Origin of the sequence: Burkholderia sp. MSMB617WGS, from assembly GCF_001532025.2 — a bacterium.
GTDB classification, from domain to species: domain Bacteria; phylum Pseudomonadota; class Gammaproteobacteria; order Burkholderiales; family Burkholderiaceae; genus Burkholderia; species Burkholderia savannae.
The window spans coordinates 737,769-762,481 of sequence record NZ_CP013457.1 but is presented as its reverse complement, the minus strand read 5'-3'; the positions used below and the strand labels follow the sequence as shown (position 1 = coordinate 762,481).

General features: G+C 67.7%; 23 protein-coding genes. 10 read left to right on the top strand and 13 right to left on the bottom strand.

Annotated elements, in window-relative coordinates; translation table 11 throughout:
- Nucleotides 1–33 precede the first annotated feature (33 nt).
- The 3 genes from WT60_RS03885 to WT60_RS03875 form a co-directional block, all read right to left on the bottom strand.
- On the bottom strand, nucleotides 34–741 hold the full coding sequence (locus WT60_RS03885; protein ID WP_038754250.1) for a MotA/TolQ/ExbB proton channel family protein: 708 nt from the start codon (nucleotides 739–741) through the stop codon (nucleotides 34–36).
- A gap of 20 nt (nucleotides 742–761) precedes the next feature.
- Nucleotides 762–1,559 (bottom strand): 4-hydroxy-tetrahydrodipicolinate reductase, encoded by a 798-nt coding sequence (gene dapB, locus WT60_RS03880; RefSeq protein WP_060356325.1) that lies wholly within the window; start codon nucleotides 1,557–1,559, stop codon nucleotides 762–764.
- Nucleotides 1,560–1,633: 74 nt separating this feature from the next.
- A complete protein-coding gene (locus WT60_RS03875) occupies nucleotides 1,634–2,431 on the bottom strand; it encodes an outer membrane protein assembly factor BamE (RefSeq protein ID WP_038754255.1) in 798 nt (265 codons plus the stop codon).
- Nucleotides 2,432–2,584: 153 nt separating this feature from the next.
- Here WT60_RS03875 and fur point away from each other — a divergent pair, with 153 nt between their 5' ends.
- Nucleotides 2,585–3,013, top strand: a complete 429-nt coding sequence (fur, locus tag WT60_RS03870) for a ferric iron uptake transcriptional regulator (protein ID WP_004194273.1) — start codon at nucleotides 2,585–2,587, stop codon at nucleotides 3,011–3,013.
- A 116-nt stretch (nucleotides 3,014–3,129) separates the two neighbouring features.
- Here fur and WT60_RS03865 read toward each other — a convergent pair whose 3' ends face one another.
- The 3 genes from WT60_RS03865 to WT60_RS03855 all read right to left on the bottom strand — a co-directional run bounded on the left by WT60_RS03865 (nucleotide 3,130) and on the right by WT60_RS03855 (nucleotide 6,110).
- Entirely contained in the window at nucleotides 3,130–3,654 is a 525-nt protein-coding gene (locus WT60_RS03865) for an ureidoglycolate lyase (RefSeq protein ID WP_038754258.1), read from the bottom strand.
- A 13-nt stretch (nucleotides 3,655–3,667) separates the two neighbouring features.
- Entirely contained in the window at nucleotides 3,668–4,678 is a 1,011-nt protein-coding gene (gene alc, locus WT60_RS03860) for an allantoicase (protein ID WP_060356326.1), read from the bottom strand.
- 109 nt (nucleotides 4,679–4,787) lie between these two features.
- Complete coding sequence (locus WT60_RS03855) at nucleotides 4,788–6,110, bottom strand: C4-dicarboxylate transporter DctA (RefSeq protein WP_038754263.1); 1,323 nt, start codon at nucleotides 6,108–6,110, stop codon at nucleotides 4,788–4,790.
- Nucleotides 6,111–6,353: 243 nt separating this feature from the next.
- On the opposite strand from WT60_RS03855, the gene WT60_RS03850 reads away from it, so the two are divergent.
- Nucleotides 6,354–7,046: an FCD domain-containing protein gene (locus tag WT60_RS03850; RefSeq protein ID WP_060356342.1), complete on the top strand. Its 693-nt coding sequence runs from the start codon at nucleotides 6,354–6,356 to the stop codon at nucleotides 7,044–7,046.
- A gap of 56 nt (nucleotides 7,047–7,102) precedes the next feature.
- Here the strand turns inward: WT60_RS03850 and cynR are convergent, their stop codons facing one another.
- Nucleotides 7,103–8,038, bottom strand: a complete 936-nt coding sequence (cynR, locus tag WT60_RS03845) for a transcriptional regulator CynR (RefSeq protein WP_060356327.1) — start codon at nucleotides 8,036–8,038, stop codon at nucleotides 7,103–7,105.
- 116 nt (nucleotides 8,039–8,154) lie between these two features.
- Here cynR and WT60_RS03840 point away from each other — a divergent pair, with 116 nt between their 5' ends.
- From WT60_RS03840 to WT60_RS03830, 3 genes are all read left to right on the top strand, one after another.
- Nucleotides 8,155–8,814, top strand: coding sequence for a carbonic anhydrase (locus WT60_RS03840; RefSeq protein ID WP_038754269.1), 660 nt, complete (start codon nucleotides 8,155–8,157; stop codon nucleotides 8,812–8,814).
- Between the two features lie 133 nt (nucleotides 8,815–8,947).
- Nucleotides 8,948–9,418 carry a cyanase gene (gene cynS, locus WT60_RS03835; protein ID WP_038754272.1) on the top strand — a complete coding sequence of 157 codons (471 nt, stop codon included), beginning with the start codon at nucleotides 8,948–8,950 and terminating at the stop codon, nucleotides 9,416–9,418.
- A 117-nt stretch (nucleotides 9,419–9,535) separates the two neighbouring features.
- Complete coding sequence (locus tag WT60_RS03830) at nucleotides 9,536–10,735, top strand: MFS transporter (protein ID WP_060356328.1); 1,200 nt, start codon at nucleotides 9,536–9,538, stop codon at nucleotides 10,733–10,735.
- Between the two features lie 122 nt (nucleotides 10,736–10,857).
- Here the strand turns inward: WT60_RS03830 and WT60_RS03825 are convergent, their stop codons facing one another.
- The 3 genes from WT60_RS03825 to tkt form a co-directional block, all read right to left on the bottom strand.
- A complete protein-coding gene (locus WT60_RS03825; RefSeq protein ID WP_145986721.1) occupies nucleotides 10,858–13,014 on the bottom strand; it encodes a hypothetical protein in 2,157 nt (718 codons plus the stop codon).
- Nucleotides 13,015–13,448: 434 nt separating this feature from the next.
- Nucleotides 13,449–14,459: a type I glyceraldehyde-3-phosphate dehydrogenase gene (gene gap, locus WT60_RS03820; RefSeq protein WP_038754281.1), complete on the bottom strand. Its 1,011-nt coding sequence runs from the start codon at nucleotides 14,457–14,459 to the stop codon at nucleotides 13,449–13,451.
- 90 nt (nucleotides 14,460–14,549) lie between these two features.
- Nucleotides 14,550–16,622 (bottom strand): transketolase, encoded by a 2,073-nt coding sequence (gene tkt, locus WT60_RS03815; RefSeq protein ID WP_060356330.1) that lies wholly within the window; start codon nucleotides 16,620–16,622, stop codon nucleotides 14,550–14,552.
- A 219-nt stretch (nucleotides 16,623–16,841) separates the two neighbouring features.
- Between tkt and speE the strand changes: the two genes are divergently transcribed.
- The 3 genes from speE to WT60_RS03800 are packed head-to-tail and all read left to right on the top strand — an operon-like array spanning nucleotide 16,842 to nucleotide 18,921.
- Complete coding sequence (speE, locus tag WT60_RS03810; RefSeq protein WP_038754287.1) at nucleotides 16,842–17,699, top strand: polyamine aminopropyltransferase; 858 nt, start codon at nucleotides 16,842–16,844, stop codon at nucleotides 17,697–17,699.
- A gap of 41 nt (nucleotides 17,700–17,740) precedes the next feature.
- Nucleotides 17,741–18,157 carry a VOC family protein gene (locus WT60_RS03805; protein ID WP_038754290.1) on the top strand — a complete coding sequence of 139 codons (417 nt, stop codon included), beginning with the start codon at nucleotides 17,741–17,743 and terminating at the stop codon, nucleotides 18,155–18,157.
- Nucleotides 18,154–18,921 carry a 16S rRNA (uracil(1498)-N(3))-methyltransferase gene (locus tag WT60_RS03800; RefSeq protein WP_038754293.1) on the top strand — a complete coding sequence of 256 codons (768 nt, stop codon included), beginning with the start codon at nucleotides 18,154–18,156 and terminating at the stop codon, nucleotides 18,919–18,921. The genes WT60_RS03805 and WT60_RS03800 overlap by 4 nt, the downstream gene beginning before the upstream one ends.
- Nucleotides 18,922–19,242: 321 nt before the next feature.
- Here WT60_RS03800 and WT60_RS03795 read toward each other — a convergent pair whose 3' ends face one another.
- From WT60_RS03795 to WT60_RS03785, 3 genes are all read right to left on the bottom strand, one after another.
- Complete coding sequence (locus tag WT60_RS03795) at nucleotides 19,243–19,806, bottom strand: barstar family protein (protein WP_038754531.1); 564 nt, start codon at nucleotides 19,804–19,806, stop codon at nucleotides 19,243–19,245.
- A gap of 16 nt (nucleotides 19,807–19,822) precedes the next feature.
- The gene (locus tag WT60_RS03790; RefSeq protein ID WP_038754296.1) at nucleotides 19,823–20,251 is read right to left on the bottom strand and encodes a ribonuclease; all 429 of its coding nucleotides are present in this window, start codon (nucleotides 20,249–20,251) and stop codon (nucleotides 19,823–19,825) included.
- 328 nt (nucleotides 20,252–20,579) lie between these two features.
- Entirely contained in the window at nucleotides 20,580–22,886 is a 2,307-nt protein-coding gene (locus WT60_RS03785) for an NADP-dependent malic enzyme (RefSeq protein ID WP_059670737.1), read from the bottom strand.
- A gap of 201 nt (nucleotides 22,887–23,087) precedes the next feature.
- Between WT60_RS03785 and thiL the strand changes: the two genes are divergently transcribed.
- On the top strand, nucleotides 23,088–24,089 hold the full coding sequence (gene thiL, locus WT60_RS03780; protein WP_038754534.1) for a thiamine-phosphate kinase: 1,002 nt from the start codon (nucleotides 23,088–23,090) through the stop codon (nucleotides 24,087–24,089).
- Nucleotides 24,079–24,684, top strand: coding sequence for a phosphatidylglycerophosphatase A (locus tag WT60_RS03775; RefSeq protein WP_038754301.1), 606 nt, complete (start codon nucleotides 24,079–24,081; stop codon nucleotides 24,682–24,684). The genes thiL and WT60_RS03775 overlap by 11 nt, the downstream gene beginning before the upstream one ends.
- Nucleotides 24,685–24,713 lie beyond the last annotated feature (29 nt).

Genomic DNA, 24,713 nt, shown 5'->3' with positions numbered 1-24,713 from the left:
CCCTCCTCGCTGGATTGCCGGACCGACGCGCCGCTACGCGGCGGTGGCCGGATCGGCCGCCGGGGCCGCGGCCGTCTCGCCGCAGACGAACACGTGCAGATCGCGCGCGAAGCCGTCGAGCTCCTCGACGAGCTGGCGCACGAGCCGCCCGAGAATGTTGTACGCGAGCACCGCCGGAATCGCGACGACGAGGCCGAACGCCGTCATGATGAGCGCCTCGCCGACCGGGCCGGCGACGTTCTCGATCTGCGCCTGCCCGCTCGCCGCGATGCTGCCGAGCGCGTGATAGATCCCCCAGACGGTGCCGAGCAGGCCGACGAACGGCGCGGTGCTGCCGATCGACGCGAGCAGCACCTGGCCGAACTCGAGCCGCCGCTGCGACTTGCGCAGCGCATGGCGCAGCGCGCGCAGCACGCGCTCGCCGCGCTCGACGCGCGCCGACAGCGCGCGCGGCTCGACGCGCGACGCGGCGTCGGCGTCGCGCGCGGCCTCGGCGAGCGGCGCGAACACGCGCTCCTTGTCGGTCGCGCGCAGCGCGGCAATGCCGTCGTCGAGCGTCGCGGCCCGCCAGAACGCCGCGAGCGCGGCCGGGCCCTGGCGCTTCGCGCGCACGAGCACCCACGCCTTCACGATCAGGAAGCACCAGCTCGCGATCGACATCGCGAGCAGCACGTACGCAACCGCGTGCGTGACGGTGTCGCCGCTCTCGAGGTAATGGAGGATGCCGGTCGGGGTCGCCATCGATGCCCGCGGGGCGGTGCTCAGCGCAGGCCGAGCACGTCCTGCATGTCGAAGAAGCCGGTCTTGTGGCCGGCGAGGAAGCGCGCCGCGCGCAGCGAGCCCTGCGCGTACGACACGCGGCTCGCCGACTTGTGCGTGATCTCGATGCGCTCGCCGATGCCGGCGAAGAGCACCGTGTGATCGCCGACGATGTCGCCGCCGCGGATCGCCGAGAAGCCGATCGTCGACGGATCGCGCTCGCCCGTCACGCCGTGGCGGCCGTAGACCGCGCAATCGTCGAGCGAGCGGCCGAGCGCGGCCGCGATCGTCTCGCCCATCATCAGCGCGGTGCCGGACGGCGCGTCGACCTTGTGCCGGTGGTGCGCCTCGATGATCTCGATGTCGTAGCCCTGCGCGAACTGCTTCGCCGCGAATTCGAGCAGCTTCATCGTGACGTTCACGCCGACGCTCATGTTCGCCGAGAACACGAGCGCGATCTTCTCGCCCGCCGCGCGCAGCTGCGCCTTCTGCGGCTCGCTGAAGCCCGTCGTGCCGATCACGAGCTTCACGTCGTGGCGCTGCGCCGCGTCCAGGTGGACAAGCGTGCCTTCGGGGCGGGTGAAGTCGATCAGGTAGTCGGCCTCGGCGCACACGCGCTCGATATCGTCGGTGAGCGCGACTCCGGTCTCCTTGCCGAGGAACGCGCCCGCGTCCTGGCCGAGCTGCGGCGAGCCCGCGCGGTCGAGCGCACCGACGAGCGTCGCGTCGGGTGCGTCGAGCACCGCTTCGATCAGCATCCGGCCCATCCGGCCGGACACACCAGCAATCGCAATCTTCATGGACGACATGCGCTACCTGCTACGAATGAAAGACGGGCGGCGCGCGCCGCCCCGGGTTTGGTTCGGACGCCGGATCAACCGCCCGTTCCCTGCGCGCCGGATGCGGGCGCGGGCGCCGTGAGCGGCTGGTTCGGCAGGCTGTCGGCGCCCTGCGGGCCGACCGGCTGGTTCGCGCCGCCCCCCGCGGGCGGCGGAGGCGGGCGATGGAACTGGAACTGCGGCTGGATCGCGGGCGCGGCGCCGGGCGGCAGGCCGCCGGGGGTCGGCGCGTTCGGCGCCGCCTGCGCGGACGGCGAGAAGCGCGCCGCCGCGCTGCTCTGGCCCGACACCTGCGCGGTCGCGCGGTTCGCCGCGCGCGCCGCCTGCGCGTTCGCGTCGTTCTGGTCCGCCGCCTGCGCGGCTTCGGGCGCCGCCGCGGCGGCGACTTCCGACGCGGCGGCGGCGCGCGCGGCCGCGGCCGCCTTGCTCGCCTTCTTGCCGCGGCGGTCGCCGTCGATGTCGGCGAGCAGATCAAGCTCGGACGGCAGGTTGTCGGCGCCCGTCCAGCTCGCCACGCGGTCGCCCGAGAAGTTCACCACGAGATCGCGCTGCTGAACGACCGACGTCGAGCCGCGCTTGAAGTAGAAAATGTAGTCCCAGCGATCCGCATGGAACATGTCGGTCAGAAGCGGCGTGCCGAGAAGCGCGCGCACCTGGTCCCGCGACATGCCGACCTGCAGCTGCGAGGCCTTTTCCTGCGACACGAAGTTGCCCTGGACGACGGTGATCCGATACGGCGTGATGCTCTGAGCGATCCGCTGAGTCACGCTGTCGTACGACGAACAGGCGGCCAGTCCGGCCACGGCGACAGCTGCGATGACGGTGCTCCGCATGCGGCTCCTCTGAAGTTGCAAAAGAGATCTTGGAATCATTTCCCTCACCGTGCTGGCCCTTGTCCGAGGCCGCGCGAGAATGTCACAGATGACTGAAAAGGCGAAAAGCCGGTACTATTGAAGCCCTGCATTGTACTCTAGGGACGCCTAGCCATGACCAATCCGACCGATCTCAAAAACATCGGGCTCAAGGCCACCCTACCGCGCCTCAAGATTCTCGAAATTTTCCAGCAAAGCCCGGTTCGCCACCTGACGGCTGAAGACGTCTATCGCAACCTGCTGCACGAGGAGCTCGACATCGGCCTCGCGACGGTCTACCGCGTGCTCACCCAGTTCGAGCAGGCGGGCCTTCTGTCGCGCAGCAACTTCGAATCCGGCAAGGCCGTGTTCGAGCTGAACGAAGGCTCGCACCACGACCACCTCGTGTGCCTCGATTGCGGCCGCGTCGAAGAGTTCTTCGACGCCGAGATCGAAACCCGCCAGCAGTCGATCGCGAAGGAACGCGGCTTCAAGCTGCAGGAGCATTCGCTCGCGATGTACGGCACGTGCACGACGGAAAACTGCCCGTATCGCAAGCACTGAGACAAGCACCGAGCGCCCCCCGAACGCTCGCGTCGCGGCATCCTCGCCGCGCATGCTGAAAGGCCCGGCCGGCGCAAGCCTGACCGGGCCTTTTTGCGTCCGGCGCGACGTGCGCGTCAGGCGGCGCTCGCGTGCGCGCCGTCCGTGACGAGCCGCCAGCGCGCGTCGAGCGTGATCTCGTCGCAGTTCGGCTGCGCGCCGCCCCGGTCGACCACGACGAAATCGCTGACCGCGTCGAGCGCGAGGAGCGGATGGTGCCAGACGCCCCTCGCGTAATTGACGCCCTGCCAGCCTTGCGCGAGGAATGCGCGCATCCGGGTCGGATCGAATTCGCCCGCCGGCGCGACGACGATCGCGTAGCGCGCGACCGCCGCGAGCGGCACGAACGCCTGGCTGCCGAGCGGATGGCGCTCCATCATGTCGATCTCGACCGGCCACCCGCGCGGCTGCGCGCGAAACAGGCTCACGAGCGGCCGGCCGCCCGCCTCCGCGACGTCGATCGACGCGAGATCGTGAAAGCGCTCGGTCGTCCCGCCGTTGATCAGGAAGCGGCGCGCGCCCGCCAGCTCGATCACGTCGCCGAACGGCGCGAACGCTTCGCGCGTCAGGCGCTCGAGGCGCAGGGTATTGAGCGTCTCCATGCGCGTCCTCCCGTTATGCGAGCTCGCCCCAGAGGCGCAGCCGCGACACGCCGCCGTCCGGATGGATGTTCAGGCGCACGTGCGTGACGGGGCCGAGCGCGGCGAGCTCCGCCTCGAACGTATGCACGCTGTCCATCCTGAGCGGCTGCTCGCCGAGCAGCGTCGGCCAGAACATCGCCTGCGTGACGAGCGACGCATCGGTGCCGCCCGCGACGTGCGCCGCCTGCAGCGAGCAGCGATCCGGGTAATTGCCCTTGAAGTGCGCGGTATCGACTTCGACCCTGCGAATCACGCCCGGCCGCGCGAGCGCGACGATCGCCCAGTCGTTGCCGGGCTCGCGGCGGCGGCGGGTCTCCCAGCCGTCGCCCATGTTCGCGCCGCGCCCGGGCATCAGCATCCGCGACGCCGGCCCGAAGTGCTCGTTGTTCGCGGCGACGAGATACGCGCCGTTCTCGATCGCGGCGAGATCGACGAGCTCGCCGCGCGCCGCGCGGCTCCAGTCGCGCTGCGGCTGGCCGTACACGCGCAGCCGCGCGAGCCCGCCGTCCGGATACAGGTTCACGCGCAGGTGCGTCCAGGCCCGCGGATCGCTCACCTCGACGTAGTGATGCTGGTTGCCCGCGAGCGTCGTCGCGGGCACGAGCGCCTGCCAGTCGGCGTCGTCGGGCGGCGTTTGCGCGTCCGACGCGCACGCGTCGATCGACGCCGCGGGCGGGAAGTTGCCGGTGAAGTGGCTCGTGTCGAGATCGACGCCGTACACGACGCCCGGCCGCGCGAGGCGCACCACGCAGAAATCGTGGCCCGTCGTGCGCTTGCGGCGCGTCTCCCAGCCGTCCATCCACTTGCCGTGGTCGTCGTACTTGCCGGGAATGAACACGGCGGGCTCCGGATCGAGCATCCGCTCCTTCGGCGCGAAGAATTCGTCGCTCGCGAAGAGCGCCTTCGCGCCGAGGCGCGGATCGGCGAGATTCATGTAGCGGCGCGTGAACGCGGGCGCGTTCGGATCGAGAATCGGGGCGGCCATGTCGTCTCCTATTGTTGGGTGTGCATCCGAAAAACCGAAAACCGGAAGCTGAAAAACGAAGCGCCGGCGCGAACCGCCGCGCCGGCGCGCGATGTCGGGCGGCGCGGCGTCAGAGCGCGTGCGCGCCGCCGTCCGCGATCGCGCCGTTCGGGCTTTCGTCGCCTGCCGGCACGTAGCGCAGTTCCTCGTTCAGCACACGCTTCGCACGGGCGCGGTCGATGTCGTTCTCCCACACGGCGACGACGATCGTCGCGACGCAGTTGCCGAGCAGATTCGTGAGCGCGCGGGCGATGCCGACGAACCAGTCGACGGGCAGGATCAGCACGAGGCCGAGCACCGGCAGCGCGGGGATCGCGGACAGCGTCGCGGCGAGGATCACGATCGCCGAGCCCGGAATGCCGTGCGCGCCCTTCGACGTGACGAGCGACACGAGCAGCACGACGATCAGGTCGTGCGCCGACAGCGGCGTGTTGGTCGCCTGCGCGATGAAGAGCACGGCGAGCGTCAGGTAGATCGAGAAGCCGTCGAGGTTGAACGAGTAGCCGGTCGGGATCACGAGGCCGACCGTCGAATCCTTCACGCCGAGCCATTCGAGCTTGCGCATCACCTGCGGCAGCACGGCGTCCGACGACGCGGTGCCGAGCACGATCAGCAGTTCCTCGCGCAGGTAGCGGATCAGCTTGAACACCGAGAAGCCCGCGAGCTTCATCACCGCGCCGAGCACGATCACGACGAACGCGGCGCAGCTCACGTAGAACACGATCACGAGAAGGCCGAGCTGCTTGAGCGACGCGACGCCGTACTTGCCGGTCGTGAACGCGATCGCGCCGAGCACGCCGAGCGGCGCGAGCTTGATGATGAAGCCCATCACGCGGAAGAACACCTGCGCGAATTCGTCGATCAGCGAGTTCACGCGCTTCGCCTTCTCGCCGAGCAGCGACAGCGCGGAGCCGAACAGCACCGAGAACACGAGGATCTGCAGGATGTCGCCCTTCGCGAACGCGTCGAACGCGGTTTCGGGGATGATCTTCAGCAGATAGCCCGCCGTGTCCTTCAGGCTCTGCGCGTTCTTCGCGTAATCGGCGAGCGACGCGGCGTCGAGCGCGTGCAGATCGACGTTCATCCCGACGCCCGGCTTCGTCAGATACGCGAGCACGAGGCCGATGCCGAGCGCGAGCGTCGTCATCGCCTCGAAGTAGACGACTGCCTTCAGGCCGACGCGGCCGACCTTCTTCAGATCGCCCGCGTTCGCCATGCCGCTCACGACGACGCAGAACACGATCGGCCCGATCACCATCTTGATCAGCTTGAGGAACCCGTCACCCAACGGTCGCAGCGACTGCGCGAAGTGCGGGAAAAAGGCGCCGAGCGCCACGCCGATCACAAGCGCGATGACCACCCGACCAAACAGCGAATTGAGAAACTTCGACACGGCGTTCTCCCGTCACAACGGTTGCGGATTCGTCTGTTCATACTGGTCCGACCAGTACTGTTATGGACGATAGTAGGAAGCCGATATAGTCGAGTCAAGGACGCCAAAAATAGGGATTACCCGCGCATTTCGGCGGTCGTTTCGATGCTGCGGCGCACGCGGATCATCGCTTTCCCGGAGCCGGAGCGCGCGCCGCCGGCGGCGGTTTACAATGCCGGTCAGACCGCGCAATCGATCCACTGCATGAAGAACGTTCCGCACACCGTCACCGACGCCGCCATCGCCACGATCCGCAGCCGGATCGAGAGCGGCTTCTATCCCGTCGGCAGCCTGTTGCCCGCGCAACGTCAATTGTCCGAAGAACTGGAGATCAGCCGCGCGTCGCTGCGCGAGGCGCTGTCGACGCTCGAGGCGCTCGGGATGCTGCGCATCCGCCCCGGCAAGGGCGTGTACGTCGAGAGCGCGCAGGCGAGCGCCGCGCACGCGTGGCGCTTCGCCGAGCAATCGTCGCTGCCCGACACCTATCAGATGCGCTACGCGCTCGAAGGCTTCGCCGCGCGAATGGCCGCACTCGCCGTCAGCGAGCAGGATCTCGCGTGGTTCGAGGAGAACGTCGCCGCGCTGCAGGAGGCGCTCGCGAACGACGAGCTCGACGGCGCGTCGCAGCTCGATTTCGATTTCCACATGCGGATCGTCAGCCTCGCCGGCAACGCGGCGATCGAATCGATCCTGCGCGGCAGCGCGGACATCATGAAGGAAAGCCAGCGGATGCCGTTCTACCGGCGCGAGCTCGTGCTGTCGACGTATCACGAGCATCGCGCGATTCTCGATGCGCTGATCACGAAGGACCCGGCCGCCGCAGGCGCGGCGATCGAAGCGCACATCTCCAACGCCGCGCAGCGCGCGGGCGTGTTCTTTCCGACACCGAAGGGCTGACGCGGCGCGTTCGCGCGCGGCACGCCGTCGCGCATGCGGCATCGCGCGCGGCGCGGCTACTCGCCTCCGGGCGACGCGCCGCCGCGCGCCTGCGAGCCGCCGCTGCTTCGGATTTCGTGTCGCCTCGCCAGCGCATAGTCGATGAACGCGCGCATCGCCGCGCTTCGATAGCCGCCCTTGCGCGTGAGCAGCGCCGCCGTGCGCCGCGGCAGCGGCGGGTCGAGCCGGATCGCGCGCAGGTCGTCGCGGCGCTCGGCGATCGCCGACGGCAGCACCGTCGCGATCCGGCCGCCGCGCACCATCTCGAGCATCGCGCTGATCGAATTCACTTCGATCGCCACGCGCGGCGTCACGCCGTTGCGATGGAAGTACTGATCGACCTTGCTGCGCGTCGCGAACGCACGGCTCAGCAGGATCAGCGGTTCGTCGCCGGCCTCGGCGGGCGATAGCGGCTTGCGGCGGCGCGCATGGCGATGATCGCGCCCGACGACGAGCGCGAGCGTCTCCACCCACAACGGCGTCGCGTCGATCTCGGGCGACTGCGTCGGATCGAACGCGATCCCCACGTCGAGCTCGTCATCGGCGAGGAGCGGCTCGATCTGCTCCTGCGGCATCTCCCGGATCGTCAGCTTCAGGCCCGGATAGCGCGCGTTGAAGCCGTCGATCAGCCAGCCGATCAGATACGCGGAGAAGGTCGGCGTCATCGCGAGCCGCAGCGAGCCGCTCTGAAGATTCTCGACGTCATGCACCGCGCGCCGTCCAGCCTCGAGCTGCTGCAGCGCGGCCCGCGCGTGCCGCGCATACGCGGCGCCGAACTCGGTCAGCCGCACCGCGCGAGCCGAGCGGTCGAACAGTTGCACGCCGAGCGCGTCCTCGAGCTGCCGGATCTGCTGCGACAGCGTCGGCTGCGAGACGTGCAGCGACTCGGCCGCGCGCGTGAAATTTCCCTGCTCGGCGACGGCGAGAAAATAACGGATGTGTCGGAGCAGCATCGCGCCTCGAGTATTGGTTTTACCTATACGAATGATAATAAACCGGTCTTGGACGCTATGAATCGTTTGCCTCATTCTTCGGTCGTCGGCTCTCGCCATCGACCACGGAGCACACGATGCAGGACATCATCGAAGGATTTCTGAAGTTCCAGCGCGACGCGCTCCCGCAGCGCACGGAACTGTTCAAGCGCCTCGCCGCGAGCCAGCGGCCGCGCGCGCTCTTCATCTCGTGCTCGGACAGCCGCCTCGTGCCCGAGCTCGTCACGCAGCGCGAGCCGGGCGATTTGTTCGTGATCCGCAACGCGGGCAACATCGTGCCGTCGTTCGGCCCCGAGCCGGGCGGCGTATCGGCGTCCGTCGAATACGCGGTCGCGGTGCTCGAAGTGGCCGACGTCGTCGTGTGCGGCCACTCGGACTGCGGCGCGATGACCGCGATCGCATCGTGCGCATGCCTCGACCATCTGCCCGCCGTGCGCGGCTGGCTGCGCTACGCGGACGCCGCCAAATGCGTGAACGAAGCGCGCGAGCACGCGGGCGAGCGGGAGCGCGTCGATTCGATGGTGCGGGAAAACGTCGTCGCGCAGCTCGCCAATCTCAACACGCATCCATGCGTGCGGCTCGCGCTCGAGCAAGGACGCCTCGCGCTGCACGGCTGGGTGTACGACATCGAGACCGGCTCGATCGACGCGCTCGACGGCGCGACGGGCCGCTTCGTCGCGCTCGCCGACCATCCGCACGTGCGCGCGACGCCGCCGCGACTCGATCGCGCGGCCTGACGCACGGCACATGACGCACGCCGCGCAACGCGCCCGCGAAGCGCCGGGCGCCACATGCAGCTCGCGGCGCGACGCATCACGCGCCGACAGCAATCTCCGTTTCGTTGCCGAACCCTCACCGCAAGGAGCCCGCATGACCCAATCGCAACACAACCAGACCGCGCGCCAGGCGCTCGCCGATCGCATCGTCGACGCGAAGACGCGCAAGAACCTCACGTTCGAGCAGCTCAACGAGGGCACCGGCCTGAGCGTCGCGTTCACGACGGCCGCGCTGCTCGGCCAGCATCCGCTGCCCGCCGACGCCGCGCGCACCGTCGCCGCGAAGCTCGACCTCGACGACGACGCGGTGCGCCTCTTGCAGACGATTCCCGTGCGCGGCAGCATCCCGGGCGGCATTCCGACCGATCCGACGATCTACCGTTTCTACGAAATCGTGCAGGTCTACGGCTCGACGCTGAAGGCGCTGATCCACGAGCAATTCGGCGACGGCATCGTCAGCGCGATCAACTTCAAGCTCGACGTCAAGAAGGTCGACGATCCGGAAGGCGGCTCGCGCGCCGTCATCACGCTCGACGGCAAGTACCTGCCGACGAAGCCGTTCTGATCGCCCATCCGACGCGCGGCGCGCGCGGCGGGCCGATTTCTCGCGGCCCGCCGCGCGCGCCGTTCGCGTGATGCCCGTCCGGCTTTTCGGACTCCGTTCTTCTTCGCTACGCGCCTCATGAATTCCGTCACCGTTCCCCCGCCCGCGCTGACGCGCGGGATGACGCTGCTGTTCGCGTGTGCCTGCGGCATCGTCATCGGCAACCTCTACTATTCGCAGCCGCTTCTCGCGGCGATCGCATCGAGCTTCGGGCGCAAGCCGGCCGAGCTCGGCTATCTCGTCACGCTGACGCAGCTCGGTTACGCGGCGAGCCTGCTCGTCATCGTGCCGCTCGGCGACGTCGTCAATCGCCACGCGCTGATCGTGCGGCTGCTGGGCGCGAACGTCGTCGCGCTCGTCGCGGTCGCATCGAGCACGAGCTACGGCTTTTTCATCGCGGCGAACGTGTGCGTCGGCTTCGTCACGTGCTCGACGCAGTTGCTCGTGCCGTTCGCCGCGTCGCTCGCCGACGACGCATCGCGCGGCCGCGCGGTCGGCACCGTGATGAGCGGCCTCTTGCTCGGCATCCTGCTCGCGCGCGTCGTATCCGGCGCGATCGCCGACTGGCTCGGCTGGCGCGCCGTCTATGCGATCGCGGCGGCGCTCGTGCTCGCGCTCGCCGGCGTGCTCTCGACGAAACTGCCGAAGGATCGCCGCACCGCGCGCCTCGATTACCGAAAGCTGATGGGCTCGCTCGCGACGCTCGTGCGCAGCGAGCCGACGCTCGCGCTGCGCTCCGTCTACGGCGCGCTCGTGTTCGCGTGCTTCAGCCTGCTGTGGACGGGCCTCACGTTCCTCTTGAGCGCACCGCCCTATCGCTTCAGCGAAGGCGCGATCGGTCTGTTCGGCGTCGTCGGCGCGATGGGCGCGCTCGCGGCGGGCGCGGCGGGCCGGCTTGTCGACCGCGGCCACGCCCATGCGGCGACGGGCCTCTTCGCAGCCGCCGTGCTCGTATCGTTCGCGTTCATCGCGGCGGGCGCGCAGTCGCTCGTCGCGCTAGTGGCGGGCATTCTGCTGCTCGACGTCGGCGTGCAAGGGCTGCACATCTCGAACCAGAGCGTCATCTATGCGCTCGCCACCGACGCACGCAGCCGCGTCACGACCGTCTATCTGACGAGCTACTTCATCGGCGGCGCGCTTGGCTCGGCCGTCGCGAGCGCCGCATACCGCTTCGACGGCTGGCGCGGCGTGTGCGCCGCGGGCGGCGCGCTGTCGAGCACGCTCGTCGCGCTGTGGTGCGTGACGCACGGCGTGCGCGCACGCCGCGCCGCACGCTGAAGCACGCCTCGGATACCGAAAACCACCACGCGAGCGCCGCGCGCGGACGACGCACGGAATCCGGGACGCAAAGGACACACACCGATTCCGCACGTTCACCGCGCGATTGCGGCGCCGATCAATCATAGTTCGTCTTCATGCTTGAAGCCGAACTTCCGCTTGACCTGGGCCGACACTTCCGTGACCGCATCCGTGCTGATCAACCGGATGCCGCGCTCGAGGTTGTACTCGATGAAACGCTGCAACGTGCGCTGCCCCCCGCCGCGAACCGCGGCGTTCGAGTATGGCGTACGCAGGCTGTCGGGATTGGACACGCTGTAAGGAATCGACGCTTCGCGAACGTCCGTGTTGACGTTACCCATCAAGATCGAAACGGGCCGGTTCTGGTAGCGCGCGATGACGATCACGGTACCGGGATTGCGCTCGTCGAGCTCGTCGCTCATCGACGAGGCGATCGTCCGTCCGGACCTGAGCAGTGCGCCAGCGCCGATCGGCGTATTCGAAATGGCGATAGGGCCGCTCGAATCGCTGGAGTCGCTGTCGGAAGACGAGTTGGAATCGGAATCCGACGGATACCACTGCGACAGCGTGCTTTGCACTTCGGCGATCTGCGACGGGCTCGGATTCGGCAGCACGTCGACCGCAAAGGACGCGTTGCCCTGCACCCATTGGTTGCCGGCCCGGATTCGCGGCCTGACCTCCGGATGAAGTTGCCGGAAGCGTTCGAGCGTCAGATCGGCGAGATTCAGCTCGAACTGGCCGACCGCCCTCGTCGCTTGTCCCGAGGTGGACGGCTCCGGGACGGGCGGCAACGTGTCGTTGGCCGAATTGGCGTCGACTGTGCCGACCTCGGTGCTGGCGAAGCTGATGGTCGAAGCGTTCAGCCTGGACGCATCGTGAAATGCGCGACTGATGCGCGCCATATTCTCTCTCGTCCGGGCCTGCACGGCGTTGACCGCGCTGACGAGTTGCTGCTCGGCAAGCGAATTCGCACCGGCGAGGCCGCTCGATCCGGTGTTCACGACATTCTGGATGATGCGATCGAAGTGCGCACGATCGAAATCGTAGTGGTTCAGAATCAGGTACGGCGTAATGACGTCCATCACCATGAACACGCAGTCGGACGTTTCCGGCCCGCGCGGCTTGCGGGACGAGAACGCGAACTGCAGCGGCGCCTTGCACGCGATGCTCGCCGCATAGCCGGCGTAAGGATTCTTGCTGCCGACCGAGGTCAGGCTGTGAAGCCGCCATTCCAGGCCTGCCGCGACGGGCGCAGGGCTCGCCGCGACCTTCTTGAGCGGCCGATCGCCGTCAAAATGAGAAAGCGCGCTCTTGATGAGGTCGCACGGCCGGTTCAACACGTAATTGGCGATCGCGAGGATCGGCAGCACGCATTCCAGTTGATAGGCATGGACGGAGCGTCGCGCGCGCAGGTCTTCGTTTGCCCGGGTGGCGAAGGACACGCGTTCGATCGTCAGTGGGCCACCAAATTGCGGACGATTGGTGACGCGAACCTGGTCGGACGCGTCGCTTGCCGCCGGGTCGTCTTCCGCCCGCGAAGGCAGCCTGTAGATCGGGCTGCCGTCGACGAAGTTGTGGTTACGATCGGTCTCCACCACCTGCAGCGCAGCGCCGTGGCCCGGCGTCAATTCGAACGCGACGGACACGAACGCCGTCTTGTCGCTCAACCGGTTAGAGTACAACACGGTCATTTTCTTGGGTGTGGTGCGGCTTTGCTGAACGATGGTCGCCGTGCCGTCCACGAACGACGCAATCAGGTGTTCGTTCAATTCGGTCGAATACACCCGATTCCTGCTGCCTTCGAAAGTCAGATGGAAACTCCGGATTTCGTCCGGCTTTTGCGCGCGTCCGTATATCTTGTCGATATTGAAATACTTGAATTCGTTTACCCGGCGATCGGCCAGCTCGCCGCTCGCGGCCTGTGCCAGACTTACGCTCGGGAAATAGCACAGCCAGGAGACGAGCATGCAAGCGAGAATCGGGCGTCCGATTCGCCGGAGCAGCGCCGTTCCGTTAGCGGGCCGACTCCGTGCGACCGGGTCCGCCGCGATGTCAGCGCATCCGGCTGCCGGAGCGATCCACCAGCCTGCGCCGTTCATACTGCGTGCGCCGCCCGCCGACGCCCGAGCGTTTGCGCCGCGGCCGGTCGCTTGGCGTTTCTCGGACCGAATCAATTTGTCCAGTACCGCGGGAAAACCGGTAATCCGGCGCATTCGGAACTGCCGGACGACACGTCCGTTGAAAGGACTTTGGGTCATACGGGTTACCTCCTTCGTTGGTCGGTTCAACCTTCGGACACGTCATGTCCGTACATAGGCACCCGATCCTAGCAAAGGCCGATTAACTCGCCTTTTGAAATAAAACTCGATTTTCGTATTTTTATTAATATATTAACCATCAACCCGGAAGGGGGATGTGTCGAAAATATTTTGACGGAGCGGATTGCGAAATGCGGCGGGTGCGAGCCCGGCAAGACAGACGCCGACGGCAGCACCGCCATTGCCGCCGCGCGGGATACGAGAACCGGCCACCCCATGCCTCTTCATCATCGAGGCGTGCATTGCCGTCGCGCCCGATGCGGCGCCGTCCGATAAAAAAGCCGCGCCGATGAATCATCATCGGCGCGGCCCGATCCTGCCTGGCGCTGCCGTGCCCAGCCCCGGCACATAGCAACGCGCGTCGGCTCGACCTGTTACTTCGCGTTCGCGAGCGCGATCGCCGTATCCAGCATGCGGTTCGAGAAGCCCCACTCGTTGTCGTACCAGCTCGACACCTTCACGAGACGGCCCGACACCTTCGTCAGCGTCGCGTCGAACGTCGACGAAGCCGGGTTGTGGTTGAAGTCGATCGACACGAGCGGCGCGTCGTTGTAGCCGAGGATGCCCGCGAGCGCGCCTTGCGACGCTTCCTTCATGATCGCGTTGACTTCCTCGACCGTCGTATCGCGCTTCGCGATGAACGACAGGTCGACGACCGACACATTGATGGTCGGCACGCGAATCGCGTAGCCGTCGAGCTTGCCGTTCAGCTCCGGCAGCACGAGGCCGACGGCCGCCGCCGCGCCCGTCTTCGTCGGGATCTGGCTGTGCGTGGCCGAGCGCGCGCGGCGCAGGTCTTCGTGATAGACGTCCGTCAGCACCTGGTCGTTCGTGTACGCGTGGATCGTCGTCATCAGGCCGGTTTCGAGGCCGATCTTGTCGTTCAGCGGCTTGACGAGCGGCGCGAGGCAGTTCGTCGTGCACGATGCGTTCGAGATCACCGTGTGCTCGGCCTTCAGCACATTGTGGTTCACGCCGTAGACGATCGTCGCGTCGACGTCCTTGCCGCCCGGCGCCGAGATGATCACCTTCTTCGCGCCGCCCTTCAGGTGCGCGCTCGCCTTTTCCTTCGTCGTGAAGAAGCCCGTGCATTCCAGCACGACGTCGACGCCCAGCTCGCCCCACGGCAGTTCGGCCGGATTGCGGTTCGCGAGCACGCGGATCTTGTCGCCGTTCACGACGAGGTAGTCGCCGTCCACCGACACTTCGCCCGGGAACTTGCCGTGCGCGGTGTCGTACTGCGTCAGGTGCGCGTTGGTCTTCGCGTCGCCCAGATCGTTGATCGCAACGATCTCGAGATCGTGCTTCTTGCCGTTTTCGTAGAAAGCGCGCAGCGTGTTGCGGCCGATGCGGCCGTAACCGTTGATTGCAACGCGAATCGTCATGATGTATCTCCTGATGGCTGAAAAAATACTTCGTGCAGCTTCACGCGCGCCCGGCCGGCGCGGGGCACGGCCGCCCGGGCGTCGATTGGGTTACGCGAGCACCGCCTTCGACGTTTCGACCACGTGCTCGACGGTGAAGCCGAAATGCTTGAACAACACGCCAGCCGGAGCCGACTCGCCGAACGTGTCGATGCCGACCACGCCGCCTTCGAGGCCCACGTACTTGCGCCAGAATCCGGTGACGCCCGCTTCGATCGCGACGCGGCGCACGCCGTGCGGCAGCACGCGCTCGCGGTATTCGGCGTCCTGCCGGTCGAACACCGTCGTCGACGGCATCGACACGACGCGCGCGGCGATCCCTTGCCGCGCGAGCGGCTCGACCGCCTTCATCGCGAGCTCGACTTCCGAGCCCGTCGCGATCAGGATGATCTTGCGCGCGACGATCTCTTCGTCCCAGTCGCGCAGCACATAGCCGCCCTTCTCGACGTTCGCGATCTGCGCGTCGGTGCGCGCGTTGAACGCGAGGTTCTGGCGGCTGAAGATCAGGCACGACGGATGCTGATGCGAGACCGCGTGGGTCCACGCGACGGCCGTCTCGACCGTGTCGGCCGGACGCCAGACGTCGAGGTTCGGGATGAGCCGCAGGCTCGCGACGTGCTCGATCGACTGGTGCGTCGGGCCGTCCTCGCCGAGGCCGATCGAATCGTGCGTGAACACATAGATCGACGGCACCTTCATCAGCGCGGCGACGCGCAGCGCGTTGCGGCTGTAATCGGAGAACGTCAGGAACGTGCCGCCGAACGGCTTGTAGCCGCCGTGCAGCACGAGGCCGTTGATCGCGGCGCTCATGCCGAACTCGCGCACGCCATAGTTGATGTGGTTGCCCCACTGGACGCCCGGGCCGTCCGCATTCGCGCGCACCGCCTTCGACGCTTTCCAGTTCGTGAGGTTCGAGCCCGTCAGGTCGGCCGAACCGCCGAGCAGCTCGGGCAGCATCGCCGCCAGCCCCTCGATCGTCTGCTGCGACGCCTTGCGGGTCGCGACCGTCTCGCCGCGCTCGTTCGCGCCCGCGACGATCGCCGCGGCCTTCGCGGCCCAGTCGGCCGGCAGCTTGCCCGTCATCCGGCGCTCGAACTCGGCCGCCTCGGTCGGATACTTCGCGCGATATTGCGCGAACGCCGCGTTCCAGTCGTCTTCGCTGCGCTTGCCCGCTTCCTTCGCGTCCCATGCCGCGTAGACTTCCTGCGGGATCACGAACGGCTCCCACTTCCAGCCGAGCGCCTCGCGCGTCTTCGCGATTTCTTCCGCGCCGAGCGGCGCGCCGTGCACGTCGTGGCCGCCCGCCTTCGTCGCCGCGCCGTTGCCGATGCGCGTCTTGCAGCAGATGAGGGTCGGCTTGTCCGATTGCTTCGCCTTCGCGATCGCCGCGTCGATCGCATCGACGTCATGGCCGTGCACGTTCGGAATCACGTTCCAGCCATACGCCTCGAAGCGCTTCGGCGTGTCGTCGTTGAACCAGTTGACGACGTCGCCGTCGATCGAGATGCCGTTGTCGTCGTAGAGCGCGATCAGCTTGTTCAGCTTCAGCGTGCCCGCGAGCGAGCACGCCTCGTGCGAGATGCCTTCCATCAGGCAGCCGTCGCCGAGGAACACGTACGTGTGGTGATCGACGATCTTCGCGCCGTCGCGGTTGAACTCGGCGGCCATCAGCGCTTCGCCGAGCGCCATGCCGACCGCGTTCGCGAGACCCTGCCCGAGCGGGCCCGTCGTCGTCTCGACGCCCGGCGTGATCCCGTATTCCGGGTGGCCCGGCGTCTTCGAGTGCAGTTGGCGGAAGTTCTTCAGCTCGTCGATCGGCAGCGCGTAGCCCGTCAGATGCAGCAGCGCGTACAGCAGCATCGAGCCGTGGCCGTTCGACAGCACGAAGCGGTCGCGGTCGGCCCAGTGCGGGTTCGTCGGGTTGTGTTTCAGGTGGCGCGACCACAGCGCGACGCCGATCTCGGCCATGCCCATCGGCATGCCGGGGTGGCCGGAGTTCGCTTGCTGAACGGCGTCCATTGCGAGCGCACGAATCGCGTTGGCCATCAAAGTGGTGGGGGCGGGAGACGAAGTCGTCATGTCGAGTCCGGAGAACGAGTCGAGAAAACGGGGCGCGGGCGGCATCCGAAAGCTCGCGGACCAAACCGTTCCCGGCGCGCGGTGCGGCGCCGGCAGGACGCGAAGCGGACGAGCAAACGGACGAGGCTGCAAAGCTCGTCATTTTAGCAGATGCCCTCCGCGCGGGCCTTGTCGGAAACCGCCCGGCCGCGCGGTTTCTCGCGCGTCTTCCCACCCTCTATAATTCTCACCATCGGAACCGCCCCGCCAGCCGCGCCCGCCGCCTTGAGCTCCACCCTCCTCTTCCATCCGACCCCCGACGTCGCCTACGGCTTTCCGAACGCCCGGCGGCTCGCGCGCGTCGCGTCCGATCATCAGGCGATCGAGGTCTGGGAAACGGCGCTGCTCGGGCGCCTCTTCACGCTCGACGGCCGACCGATGACGTCGGTCGGCGACGAATTCGTGTACCACGAGTGCATGACGCATCCGGCCGCGCTCGCGCATCCGGCGCCGAGAAAAGCGCTCGTGCTGGGCGGCGGCGACGGCGGCGCCGCGCGCCAGTTGCTCAAGCATCCGTGCATTGAGCGGATCGTCGTCGCGGAGCTCGATCCGGCCGTAGTCGAGATGGCGCGCCGCTTTCTCGGCGACGTCCACCAGGGCGCGCTCGACGATCCGCGCGTCGAGCTCGTGATCGGCGACGCCGCACGCTTCGTCGATCACGCGTGCGAGCACTTCGACCTCGCCGTGTTCGACCTGACGCCGCCCGACTCGCCCGCCGCAAGCCTCTACACGCCCGAGTTCTACGCTCGCCTGAAGCGCATCCTGACGCCGCAAGGCGCGGTCTCGCTGCACCTCGGCTCGCCGCTCTTTCACGAGGCGCGCATCGTCTCGCTGCTCGCCGGGCTGCATGCGTGCTTCGCCGTGGTCGCGCCGCTTTGCGCGCACGTGCCGCTGTACGGCTCGCCGTGGCTGATGGCGATCGCGAGCGACGCGCTCGACGCGGCGTCGCTGTTCTCGCACGACGTCGACGAGCGGCTCGCCGTGCGGCGCATCGGCGGATTGCGCTTCTACGACGCGAAGCTGCATCCCGCGCTCTTCACGCTGCCGCGCACGCTGCGCGATACTCTCGGCATGCATCGCTAAGTTCGGCGAAGCATTCGCCTTTTCCCCGCAGGAGAATCCGCATGACCGACCCACGGCCGGCCGACGTGCCCTGGTTGACCCCTTACCTGACGGTGCGCAGCGCGCACGTGTCGATTCAGTTCTTTGGCGACGCATTCGGCTTCGAAAAGCGCGAGTTGATCGACGAAGACGGCGCGATCATGCACGTCGAGATGTCGTACCGCGGCCAGCTGATCGTGATGTTCGCGCCCGAGGGCGCGTTCGGCTCGACGGCCCGCACGCCGAGGAGCGCGGGCGCGATCGCGCCGCAGTCGTTCTATCTGTACGTCGACGACGTCGACGCGACCTATCGTCGCGCGCTCGACGCCGGCGCGAAATCGCTGAGCGCGCCGCAAGACCAGTTCTGGGGCGATCGCTTCGCGCAGATCGAGGATCTCGATGGTTATCGCTGGGCGCTCGCGCGGCGGATCGCGGCATGAGCGGCGGCGCCACGACCGCGGCGGTGCCGCGCTTCTTCGTCGACGCGGCGTTGCGGGCCGACGCCATGCTCCCGTTGCCGGCCGACGTCGCGCGGCACGCGCAGGTGCTGCGGCTGCAGCCGGGCGACGCGCTCGCGCTGTTCGACGGCACGGGCGGCCAGTACCACGCGCGCCTCGTCGAGATCGACAAGCGCGGCGCGCTCGCCCGGATCGACGCGTTCGAGCCGGCGGAAGCGGAGCCGCCGTACCACGTCACGCTCGCGCAGGGCATCGCCGGCGGCGACAAGATGGATTGGGTGATCGAAAAGGCGGTCGAGCTCGGCGTTTCGGCGGTCGCGCCGCTGTCGACCGCGCGCGGCGTGGTGAGGCTGTCGGGCGAGCGCGCGGACAAGCGCGTCTCCCACTGGCGCGGCGTCGTGCGCGCGTCGTGCGAACAATGCGGCCGCAATCGCGTGCCGGACGTCACGCCGGTGCGCGGCTTCGACGCATGGCTCGACGCGCTGCCGCCCGCGCCGGCCGACGGCGAGTTGCGTTTGCTGCTGTCGCCGCGCGCGAGCATGGCGTTCGCGTCGTTGCCCGAGGTGCCGCCCGCCGGCGGCGTCACGTTGCTGATCGGCCCGGAAGGCGGGCTGTCGCCCGACGAGGAACTGGCCGCGCGCGCACGCGGCTTCGCCGCGCTGTCGCTCGGCCCGCGCGTGCTGCGCACCGAGACGGCAGGCGCGGCGGTGCTCGCCGCGCTCGCGGCGCGCTGGGGCGGATGGTGACGCGCGGCCACCTGCCGACACGCGTCGGTCGACCGCGGGCGAAGGCGGGGCGACGGCCGCGATGACGGGGCCGAACGGCGCGTCGACCACCGGTCACCACAACCCACAGGGCGATCGGTCGCCCACCCCTATCGGTCCGTGCCGCGGATTTCCACCTTGCCCGTCACGCGCCGGCGCAGCGGCGCCTCGTCGATCATGAGAAATGATGCGCAATGAAAGGCCGCCGTCAGGCGAACGCGCGCCCGCTGCCCGCCTGCCGAGGCCGCAAACGCAAAAAGCCCGCGCGAAGGCGGGCTTTCCGGCGGGCCGTGCGGTCCGGAATTACGCGAAGGAGTAGAAGACGCGGAACGCGACCTTGCGCTCGGCCCAGAATTCCGCCGCTTCGCGGAACACGTCGAGCAGCGTCTCGCGCCCTTCCTTGTCGAACTTGTGCGCGATCGGCAGCGCCTCGAGCACGATCACGAAGCCGGGCTGCGCGCCCGCCTTGTGGACGAGGTCCGTCAGGCAGTCGTACAGCGCGTCGTAGTTTTTGCCGAAGTGCTTCGGAAACAGGAACGACGTCGCGATCGTCTCCAGCACTTCCTGCTTCGATTGGGCATTCCCGCAGTACGCATACAGGAAATGCTGGCCGAGCTGATTCGCTTCGTCGGCAAGATCCTGCACGCGGAATGCACGGATCGACTGCACGAGATTCGGTCGCACGGTCGCAAAAAGGCTCATAGGCTCCTCGATGGATGAAAGCCCGGGGCTGGCCGCGCCGTCAGGCGCGCCGCCGGCGTGCGCCGCCATGCGCATCTGCATGACGCGCTGGAACAGGTTGCCGTCGCCGGCCGCGAACAGATCCGCCGCAGCCGACATGTCGCGCGCGTAAATGTTGTCGCTCATGCCGCTCATCCCGAAGTCAATCAACGATACGTTTGAAACTGTTGTAGTGGTCGTCGGTGTAATAACAATTGTCGACGCGCCTCAAGGCACCGCCGCAAACGATGCGCCGCGCGCCGCGATTGCGGGCCCGCGGGGTCGGCACGGTGTACTCGTGGTAATAACCGCGCCGCATCTTCGGCAATATCCGTTCGAAATTGCCGAATACCGCGCCGTCTTTCTCGTACGGATAGGGGCCGCCTGCGGCGATCAGGCTCAGCGTGGTCACGGCTTCGCGCGGCAATCGGGATGCGGGGACCGTGTCGGTCTGCGCCGCCCCATTTACAGCGGCGGCTTCCCGTGCGTATGCGGCGGAAACCAGACTGCCCGGCGAAACGCCGATATTGCCCATCGCGACGATCGCGAAGACGGACGCGAGCGCGCCGTTGCGGAGCCACTTGCGTGCCATAAACGAGGGTTCCCGCTGTTAAATCAATAAGTTGACGACCAAGAAAGGCGTAAGCGTAGCGCTAATGCACGCGGGAATCAATGCTCGTTAGGGAAATGAAAGGACAGAATAGTCCTCGTCGGCACTATTTCTATCTTTTATAGGATAGAAATAGCTCCAATGAGGTAAAATTGCCTCGACGGCGTCAGCTGCGGCGGGTTTCTGCCTCCTCGCCGCCTCTTGCGGCCCAAGGGTGGCGTCGTCGGCTTCGGGAAGGCGCTTATCTCCGCCATGCCCGACGGCGCGCCCGCAATGGGCGCGCCGCTTTTTTATCGGCCGCTAACTTCGTTCAACGCACCGCGTTCACGTCGGCAACCAGCAGCGCCGTCATGTTGACGATCCGGCGCACGGTCGCCGATTCGGTCAGCACGTGCACAGGCTGTGCGGCGCCGAGCAGGATCGGCCCGATCGCGATGTTGTTGCCCGCGGCCGTCTTCAGCAGGTTGTATGCGATGTTCGCCGCGTCGATGTTCGGCAGCACGAGCAGGTTCGCCTCGCCCTCGAGGGTCGATTCCGGCAGGATTTCCTTGCGCAGCGCCGCGTCGAGCGCGACGTCGCCGTGCATCTCGCCGTCGACGTGCAGCTGCGGCGCGCGTTCGTGCAGGATCGCGAGCGTATCGCGCATCTTCTGCGCGGAAGGCGCGTTGCTCGTGCCGAAGTTCGAGTGCGACAGCAGCGCGACCTTCGGCTCGATGCCGAAGCGGCGCACTTCCTCGGCCGCCATGATCGTGATCTCGGCGAGCTGCGCCGGGGTCGGATCGACGTTCACGTGCGTATCGACGAGGAAAATCTGGCGGCCCGGCAGCACGAGCGCGTTCATCGCGCCGTACACGCTGCAGCCTTGGCGCTTGCCGATCACCTGGTCGATGAAGTGCAGATGGCGGTGCGTCGTGCTGATCGTGCCGCAGATCATCCCGTCCGCCTCACCCTTCTTGACGAGCATCGAGCCGATCAGCGTCGTGCGGCGGCGCATCTCCACCCGCGCGAGCTGCTCGCTGATCCCCTTGCGGGCCATCATCTTGAAGTAGGTCTGCCAGAAATCGCGGTAGCGCTCGTCGTGTTCGGTGTTGACGATCGTGAAATCGACGCCCGGCGTGAGGCGCAGCCCGTAGCGCTGTATCCGGTGCTCGATCACGCCCGGCCGGCCGATCAGGATCGGTTTCGCGAGCTTCTCGTCGACGACGATCTGCACGGCGCGCAGCACGCGCTCTTCCTCGCCTTCCGCGAACACGACCCGCTTCTTCTCGGCGGGCGCGCCGCGCGCGATCTGGAACACCGGCTTCATCGTCGTGCCGCTGTGGTAGACGAACTGCTGCAGGTGAACCTTGTATGCGTCCATGTCCTCGATCGGGCGCGTCGCGACGCCGCCGTCCATCGCCGCCTGCGCGACGGCGGGCGCGATCTTCACGATGAGGCGCGGATCGAACGGCTTCGGAATCAGATATTCGGGGCCGAACGACAGATCCTGGATGCCGTACGCGGTCGCGACGATGTCGCTTTGCTCCTGCTGCGCGAGCTCGGCGATCGCGTTGACGGCGGCGACCTCCATCTCGCGGGTGATCGTCGTCGCGCCGACGTCGAGCGCGCCGCGGAAGATGAACGGGAAGCAAAGGACGTTGTTGACCTGGTTCGGGTAGTCGGTGCGGCCCGTCGCGAGCACGGCGTCCGGGCGCGCTTCGAGCGCGACTTCCGGCAGGATTTCCGGCGTCGGATTCGCGAGCGCGAGAATCAGCGGGCGTTCGCCCATCGTCTTCACCATGTCGGCCTTCAGCACGCCGGCCGCCGACAGGCCGAGGAAGATGTCCGCGCCGCCGATCACCTCCGACAGCGTGCGCGCGTCGGTTTCGCGCGCGAAACGCTCCTTGTCCGGGTCCATCAGCTCGGTGCGGCCCTTGTAGACGACGCCCGCCAGATCCGTGACCGTGATGTGCTCGAGCGGCAGGCCGAGATCGACGAGCAGGTCGAGGCACGCGAGCGCCGCGGCGCCCGCGCCCGACGCGACGAGCTTCACTTCCTTGATGCTCTTGCCGACGACCTTCAGCCCGTTCGTGACCGCCGCCGCGACGACGATCGCGGTGCCGTGCTGGTCGTCGTGGAACACCGGAATCTTCATCCGCTTGCGGCATTCGCGCTCGACGATGAAGCAGTCCGGCGCCTTGATGTCCTCGAGATTGATCCCGCCGAACGTCGGCTCGAGCGCGGCGATCACGTCGACGAGCTTGTGCGGATCGGACTCGTTGAGCTCGATGTCGAACACGTCGATCCCGGCGAACTTCTTGAACAGGACCGCCTTGCCCTCCATCACCGGCTTCGACGCGAGCGGGCCGATGTTGCCGAGCCCGAGCACCGCCGTGCCGTTCGTCACGACGCCGACCAAGTTGCTGCGCGCGGTGAAGCGCGCGGCGTTCAGCGGGTTCTCGACGATCTCCTCGCACGCGAACGCGACGCCCGGCGAATACGCAAGCGCGAGATCGCGCTGGTTGATCATCTGTTTGGTCGGCGCGATCGCGACTTTGCCCGGTGTCGGGAATTCGTGGTAATCGAGAGCGGCTTCGCGGAGTTTTTCTTTGGACGAGGAGGAGGACGAGGTGGGCATGTGTCTCTACGGGGGGCTGCGGATTAGAATACCTGTTCGACGCATTGTAGCGCCAATCCCACACGTTAAATCGTCGTATTAGGGTTTGACAGCCGCGACCGAAACGCCATGAATCGGCCGCGCGCGGGCCGCCGCAGCGCCTGGCGCCCGCCCGAAGCGCCTTACAATGAGCGTCATCTCATTGCTCGGACATTCTCGCCCGTGGCCCAGACTCCCCTTTCGGAATTCTCGTTGATCGACCGCTTCTTCGCGCGCCGCGCGAAGGGCCCGCACGCGCGCGCCGCGCTCGGCATCGGCGACGATTGCGCGCTGCTTGCGCCACAACCGGGCAAGATGCTCGCGATTTCGACGGACATGCTGGTCGAGGGCCGGCACTTCCTCGCCGACGTCGATCCGCGCGCGCTGGGCCACAAGACGCTCGCCGTCAATTTGTCGGACCTCGCCGCGATGGGCGCCGCGCCGCGCGCGTTCACGCTCGCGTGCGCGCTGCCGCGCGCCGACGCCGACTGGCTCGACGCGTTCTCCGACGGCCTCTTCGCGCTCGCGGACCGCCATGGCTGCGAGCTGATCGGCGGCGACACGACGAGCGGCCCGCTCAATCTGTGCGTCACCGTGTTCGGCGACGTCGCCCCCGACGCGGCGCTGCGCCGCGACGCCGCGCGCGACGGCGACGACGTGTGGGTGTCCGGCACGCTCGGCGACGCGCGCGCCGGACTCGGCGTGATCCGCGGCGAATGGCGCGCGGGTGAGCACGAAGCGGCCGCGTTGCGCGCGGCGCTCGAGCGGCCGGAGCCGCGCGTCGCGCTCGGCATCGCGCTCGCGGGCATCGCGCACGCGGCGCTCGACGTGTCCGACGGCCTCGCGGGCGATCTTCCTCACATCCTCGCGCGCTCGAGCGTGCGCGCCGACGTGAACGTCGACGCGGTGCCGCGCTCGGCCGCGCTCGCGACGCTGCCCGCCGACGTGCAGCGCCGCTGCATGCTCGAGGGCGGCGACGACTACGAGCTGTGCTTCACGGCCGCGCCGTCCGCGCGCACCGCGATCGAGGCGGCCGGCGCGCGCGCGGGCGTGGCCGTCACGCGGATCGGTACAATACGCGGCTTGTCCGCGCCGACGGACGCGTGCGCCGTCACGTGGCGCGACGCGTCGGGCGCGCCGCTTTCGCTCACGCTGCACGGTTTCGATCATTTCCATGCCAACTGACCCGACGTCCCGTCCGGGCGACTCCGCCGGCCAGCCCGGCCCGGCGCCCTCAGCAGCCCCGTCTGCCGTGCCCTCGGCCGCGCCGCAGCAAGATTCGCAGGCGACCGCGCGCCGCCGCGCGACCGTGCGCTTCATGTTCTCGCACCCGGTGCATGTCGTCTCGCTCGGCTTCGGCAGCGGCCTCGCGCCGTTCATGCCCGGCACGTTCGGCACGCTGTTCGGCTGGCTCACGTTCGTCGCGCTGAACCGTTATCTCACGGTGCCCGAATGGTGGGCGCTCATCGTCGTCGGCTTCGTCGCCGGCATCTGGATGACGGGCTTCACCGCGAAGAAGATGGGCATCGCCGACCCGGGCCCCGCTGTCTGGGACGAGATCGTCGCGATCTGGCTCGTGATGCTGCTCGTCACGCCGGCGACGTTCGTCGAGCAATTGTGGGCGTTCGTCGTGTTCCGCTTCTTCGACATGGTGAAGCCGCCGCCCGTCCGCTACTTCGACCGGAATTTGAAAGGCGGCTTCGGCATCATGTTCGACGACCTGATCGCCGCGTTGATGACGCTCTTCGTGATCGCGCTGTGGCGCTCGTTCGTCCAGTGACGCGGCCCGATTCCCGCTCGTCCCCGTTC

What these genes read in the sequence shown, in the direction of transcription:
- WT60_RS03790 (WP_038754296.1), bottom strand. Translation starts at nt 20,251, where the DNA reads ATGGCACGCAAGTGGCTCCGCAACGGCGCGCTCGCGTCCGTCTTCGCG.
- dapB (WP_060356325.1), bottom strand. Translation starts at nt 1,559, where the DNA reads ATGAAGATTGCGATTGCTGGTGTGTCCGGCCGGATGGGCCGGATGCTG.
- WT60_RS03875 (WP_038754255.1), bottom strand. Translation starts at nt 2,431, where the DNA reads ATGCGGAGCACCGTCATCGCAGCTGTCGCCGTGGCCGGACTGGCCGCC.
- fur (WP_004194273.1), top strand. Translation starts at nt 2,585, where the DNA reads ATGACCAATCCGACCGATCTCAAAAACATCGGGCTCAAGGCCACCCTA.
- WT60_RS03885 (WP_038754250.1), bottom strand. Translation starts at nt 741, where the DNA reads ATGGCGACCCCGACCGGCATCCTCCATTACCTCGAGAGCGGCGACACC.
- gap (WP_038754281.1), bottom strand. Translation starts at nt 14,459, where the DNA reads ATGACGATTCGCGTTGCAATCAACGGTTACGGCCGCATCGGCCGCAAC.
- WT60_RS03800 (WP_038754293.1), top strand. Translation starts at nt 18,154, where the DNA reads ATGAGCGGCGGCGCCACGACCGCGGCGGTGCCGCGCTTCTTCGTCGAC.
- WT60_RS03850 (WP_060356342.1), top strand. Translation starts at nt 6,354, where the DNA reads ATGAAGAACGTTCCGCACACCGTCACCGACGCCGCCATCGCCACGATC.
- cynR (WP_060356327.1), bottom strand. Translation starts at nt 8,038, where the DNA reads ATGCTGCTCCGACACATCCGTTATTTTCTCGCCGTCGCCGAGCAGGGA.
- WT60_RS03840 (WP_038754269.1), top strand. Translation starts at nt 8,155, where the DNA reads ATGCAGGACATCATCGAAGGATTTCTGAAGTTCCAGCGCGACGCGCTC.
- WT60_RS03775 (WP_038754301.1), top strand. Translation starts at nt 24,079, where the DNA reads ATGCCAACTGACCCGACGTCCCGTCCGGGCGACTCCGCCGGCCAGCCC.
- WT60_RS03865 (WP_038754258.1), bottom strand. Translation starts at nt 3,654, where the DNA reads ATGGAGACGCTCAATACCCTGCGCCTCGAGCGCCTGACGCGCGAAGCG.
- WT60_RS03825 (WP_145986721.1), bottom strand. Translation starts at nt 13,014, where the DNA reads ATGACCCAAAGTCCTTTCAACGGACGTGTCGTCCGGCAGTTCCGAATG.
- tkt (WP_060356330.1), bottom strand. Translation starts at nt 16,622, where the DNA reads ATGCCGCCCGCGCCCCGTTTTCTCGACTCGTTCTCCGGACTCGACATG.
- WT60_RS03805 (WP_038754290.1), top strand. Translation starts at nt 17,741, where the DNA reads ATGACCGACCCACGGCCGGCCGACGTGCCCTGGTTGACCCCTTACCTG.
- WT60_RS03785 (WP_059670737.1), bottom strand. Translation starts at nt 22,886, where the DNA reads ATGCCCACCTCGTCCTCCTCCTCGTCCAAAGAAAAACTCCGCGAAGCC.
- cynS (WP_038754272.1), top strand. Translation starts at nt 8,948, where the DNA reads ATGACCCAATCGCAACACAACCAGACCGCGCGCCAGGCGCTCGCCGAT.
- WT60_RS03795 (WP_038754531.1), bottom strand. Translation starts at nt 19,806, where the DNA reads ATGAGCGACAACATTTACGCGCGCGACATGTCGGCTGCGGCGGATCTG.
- WT60_RS03830 (WP_060356328.1), top strand. Translation starts at nt 9,536, where the DNA reads ATGAATTCCGTCACCGTTCCCCCGCCCGCGCTGACGCGCGGGATGACG.
- alc (WP_060356326.1), bottom strand. Translation starts at nt 4,678, where the DNA reads ATGGCCGCCCCGATTCTCGATCCGAACGCGCCCGCGTTCACGCGCCGC.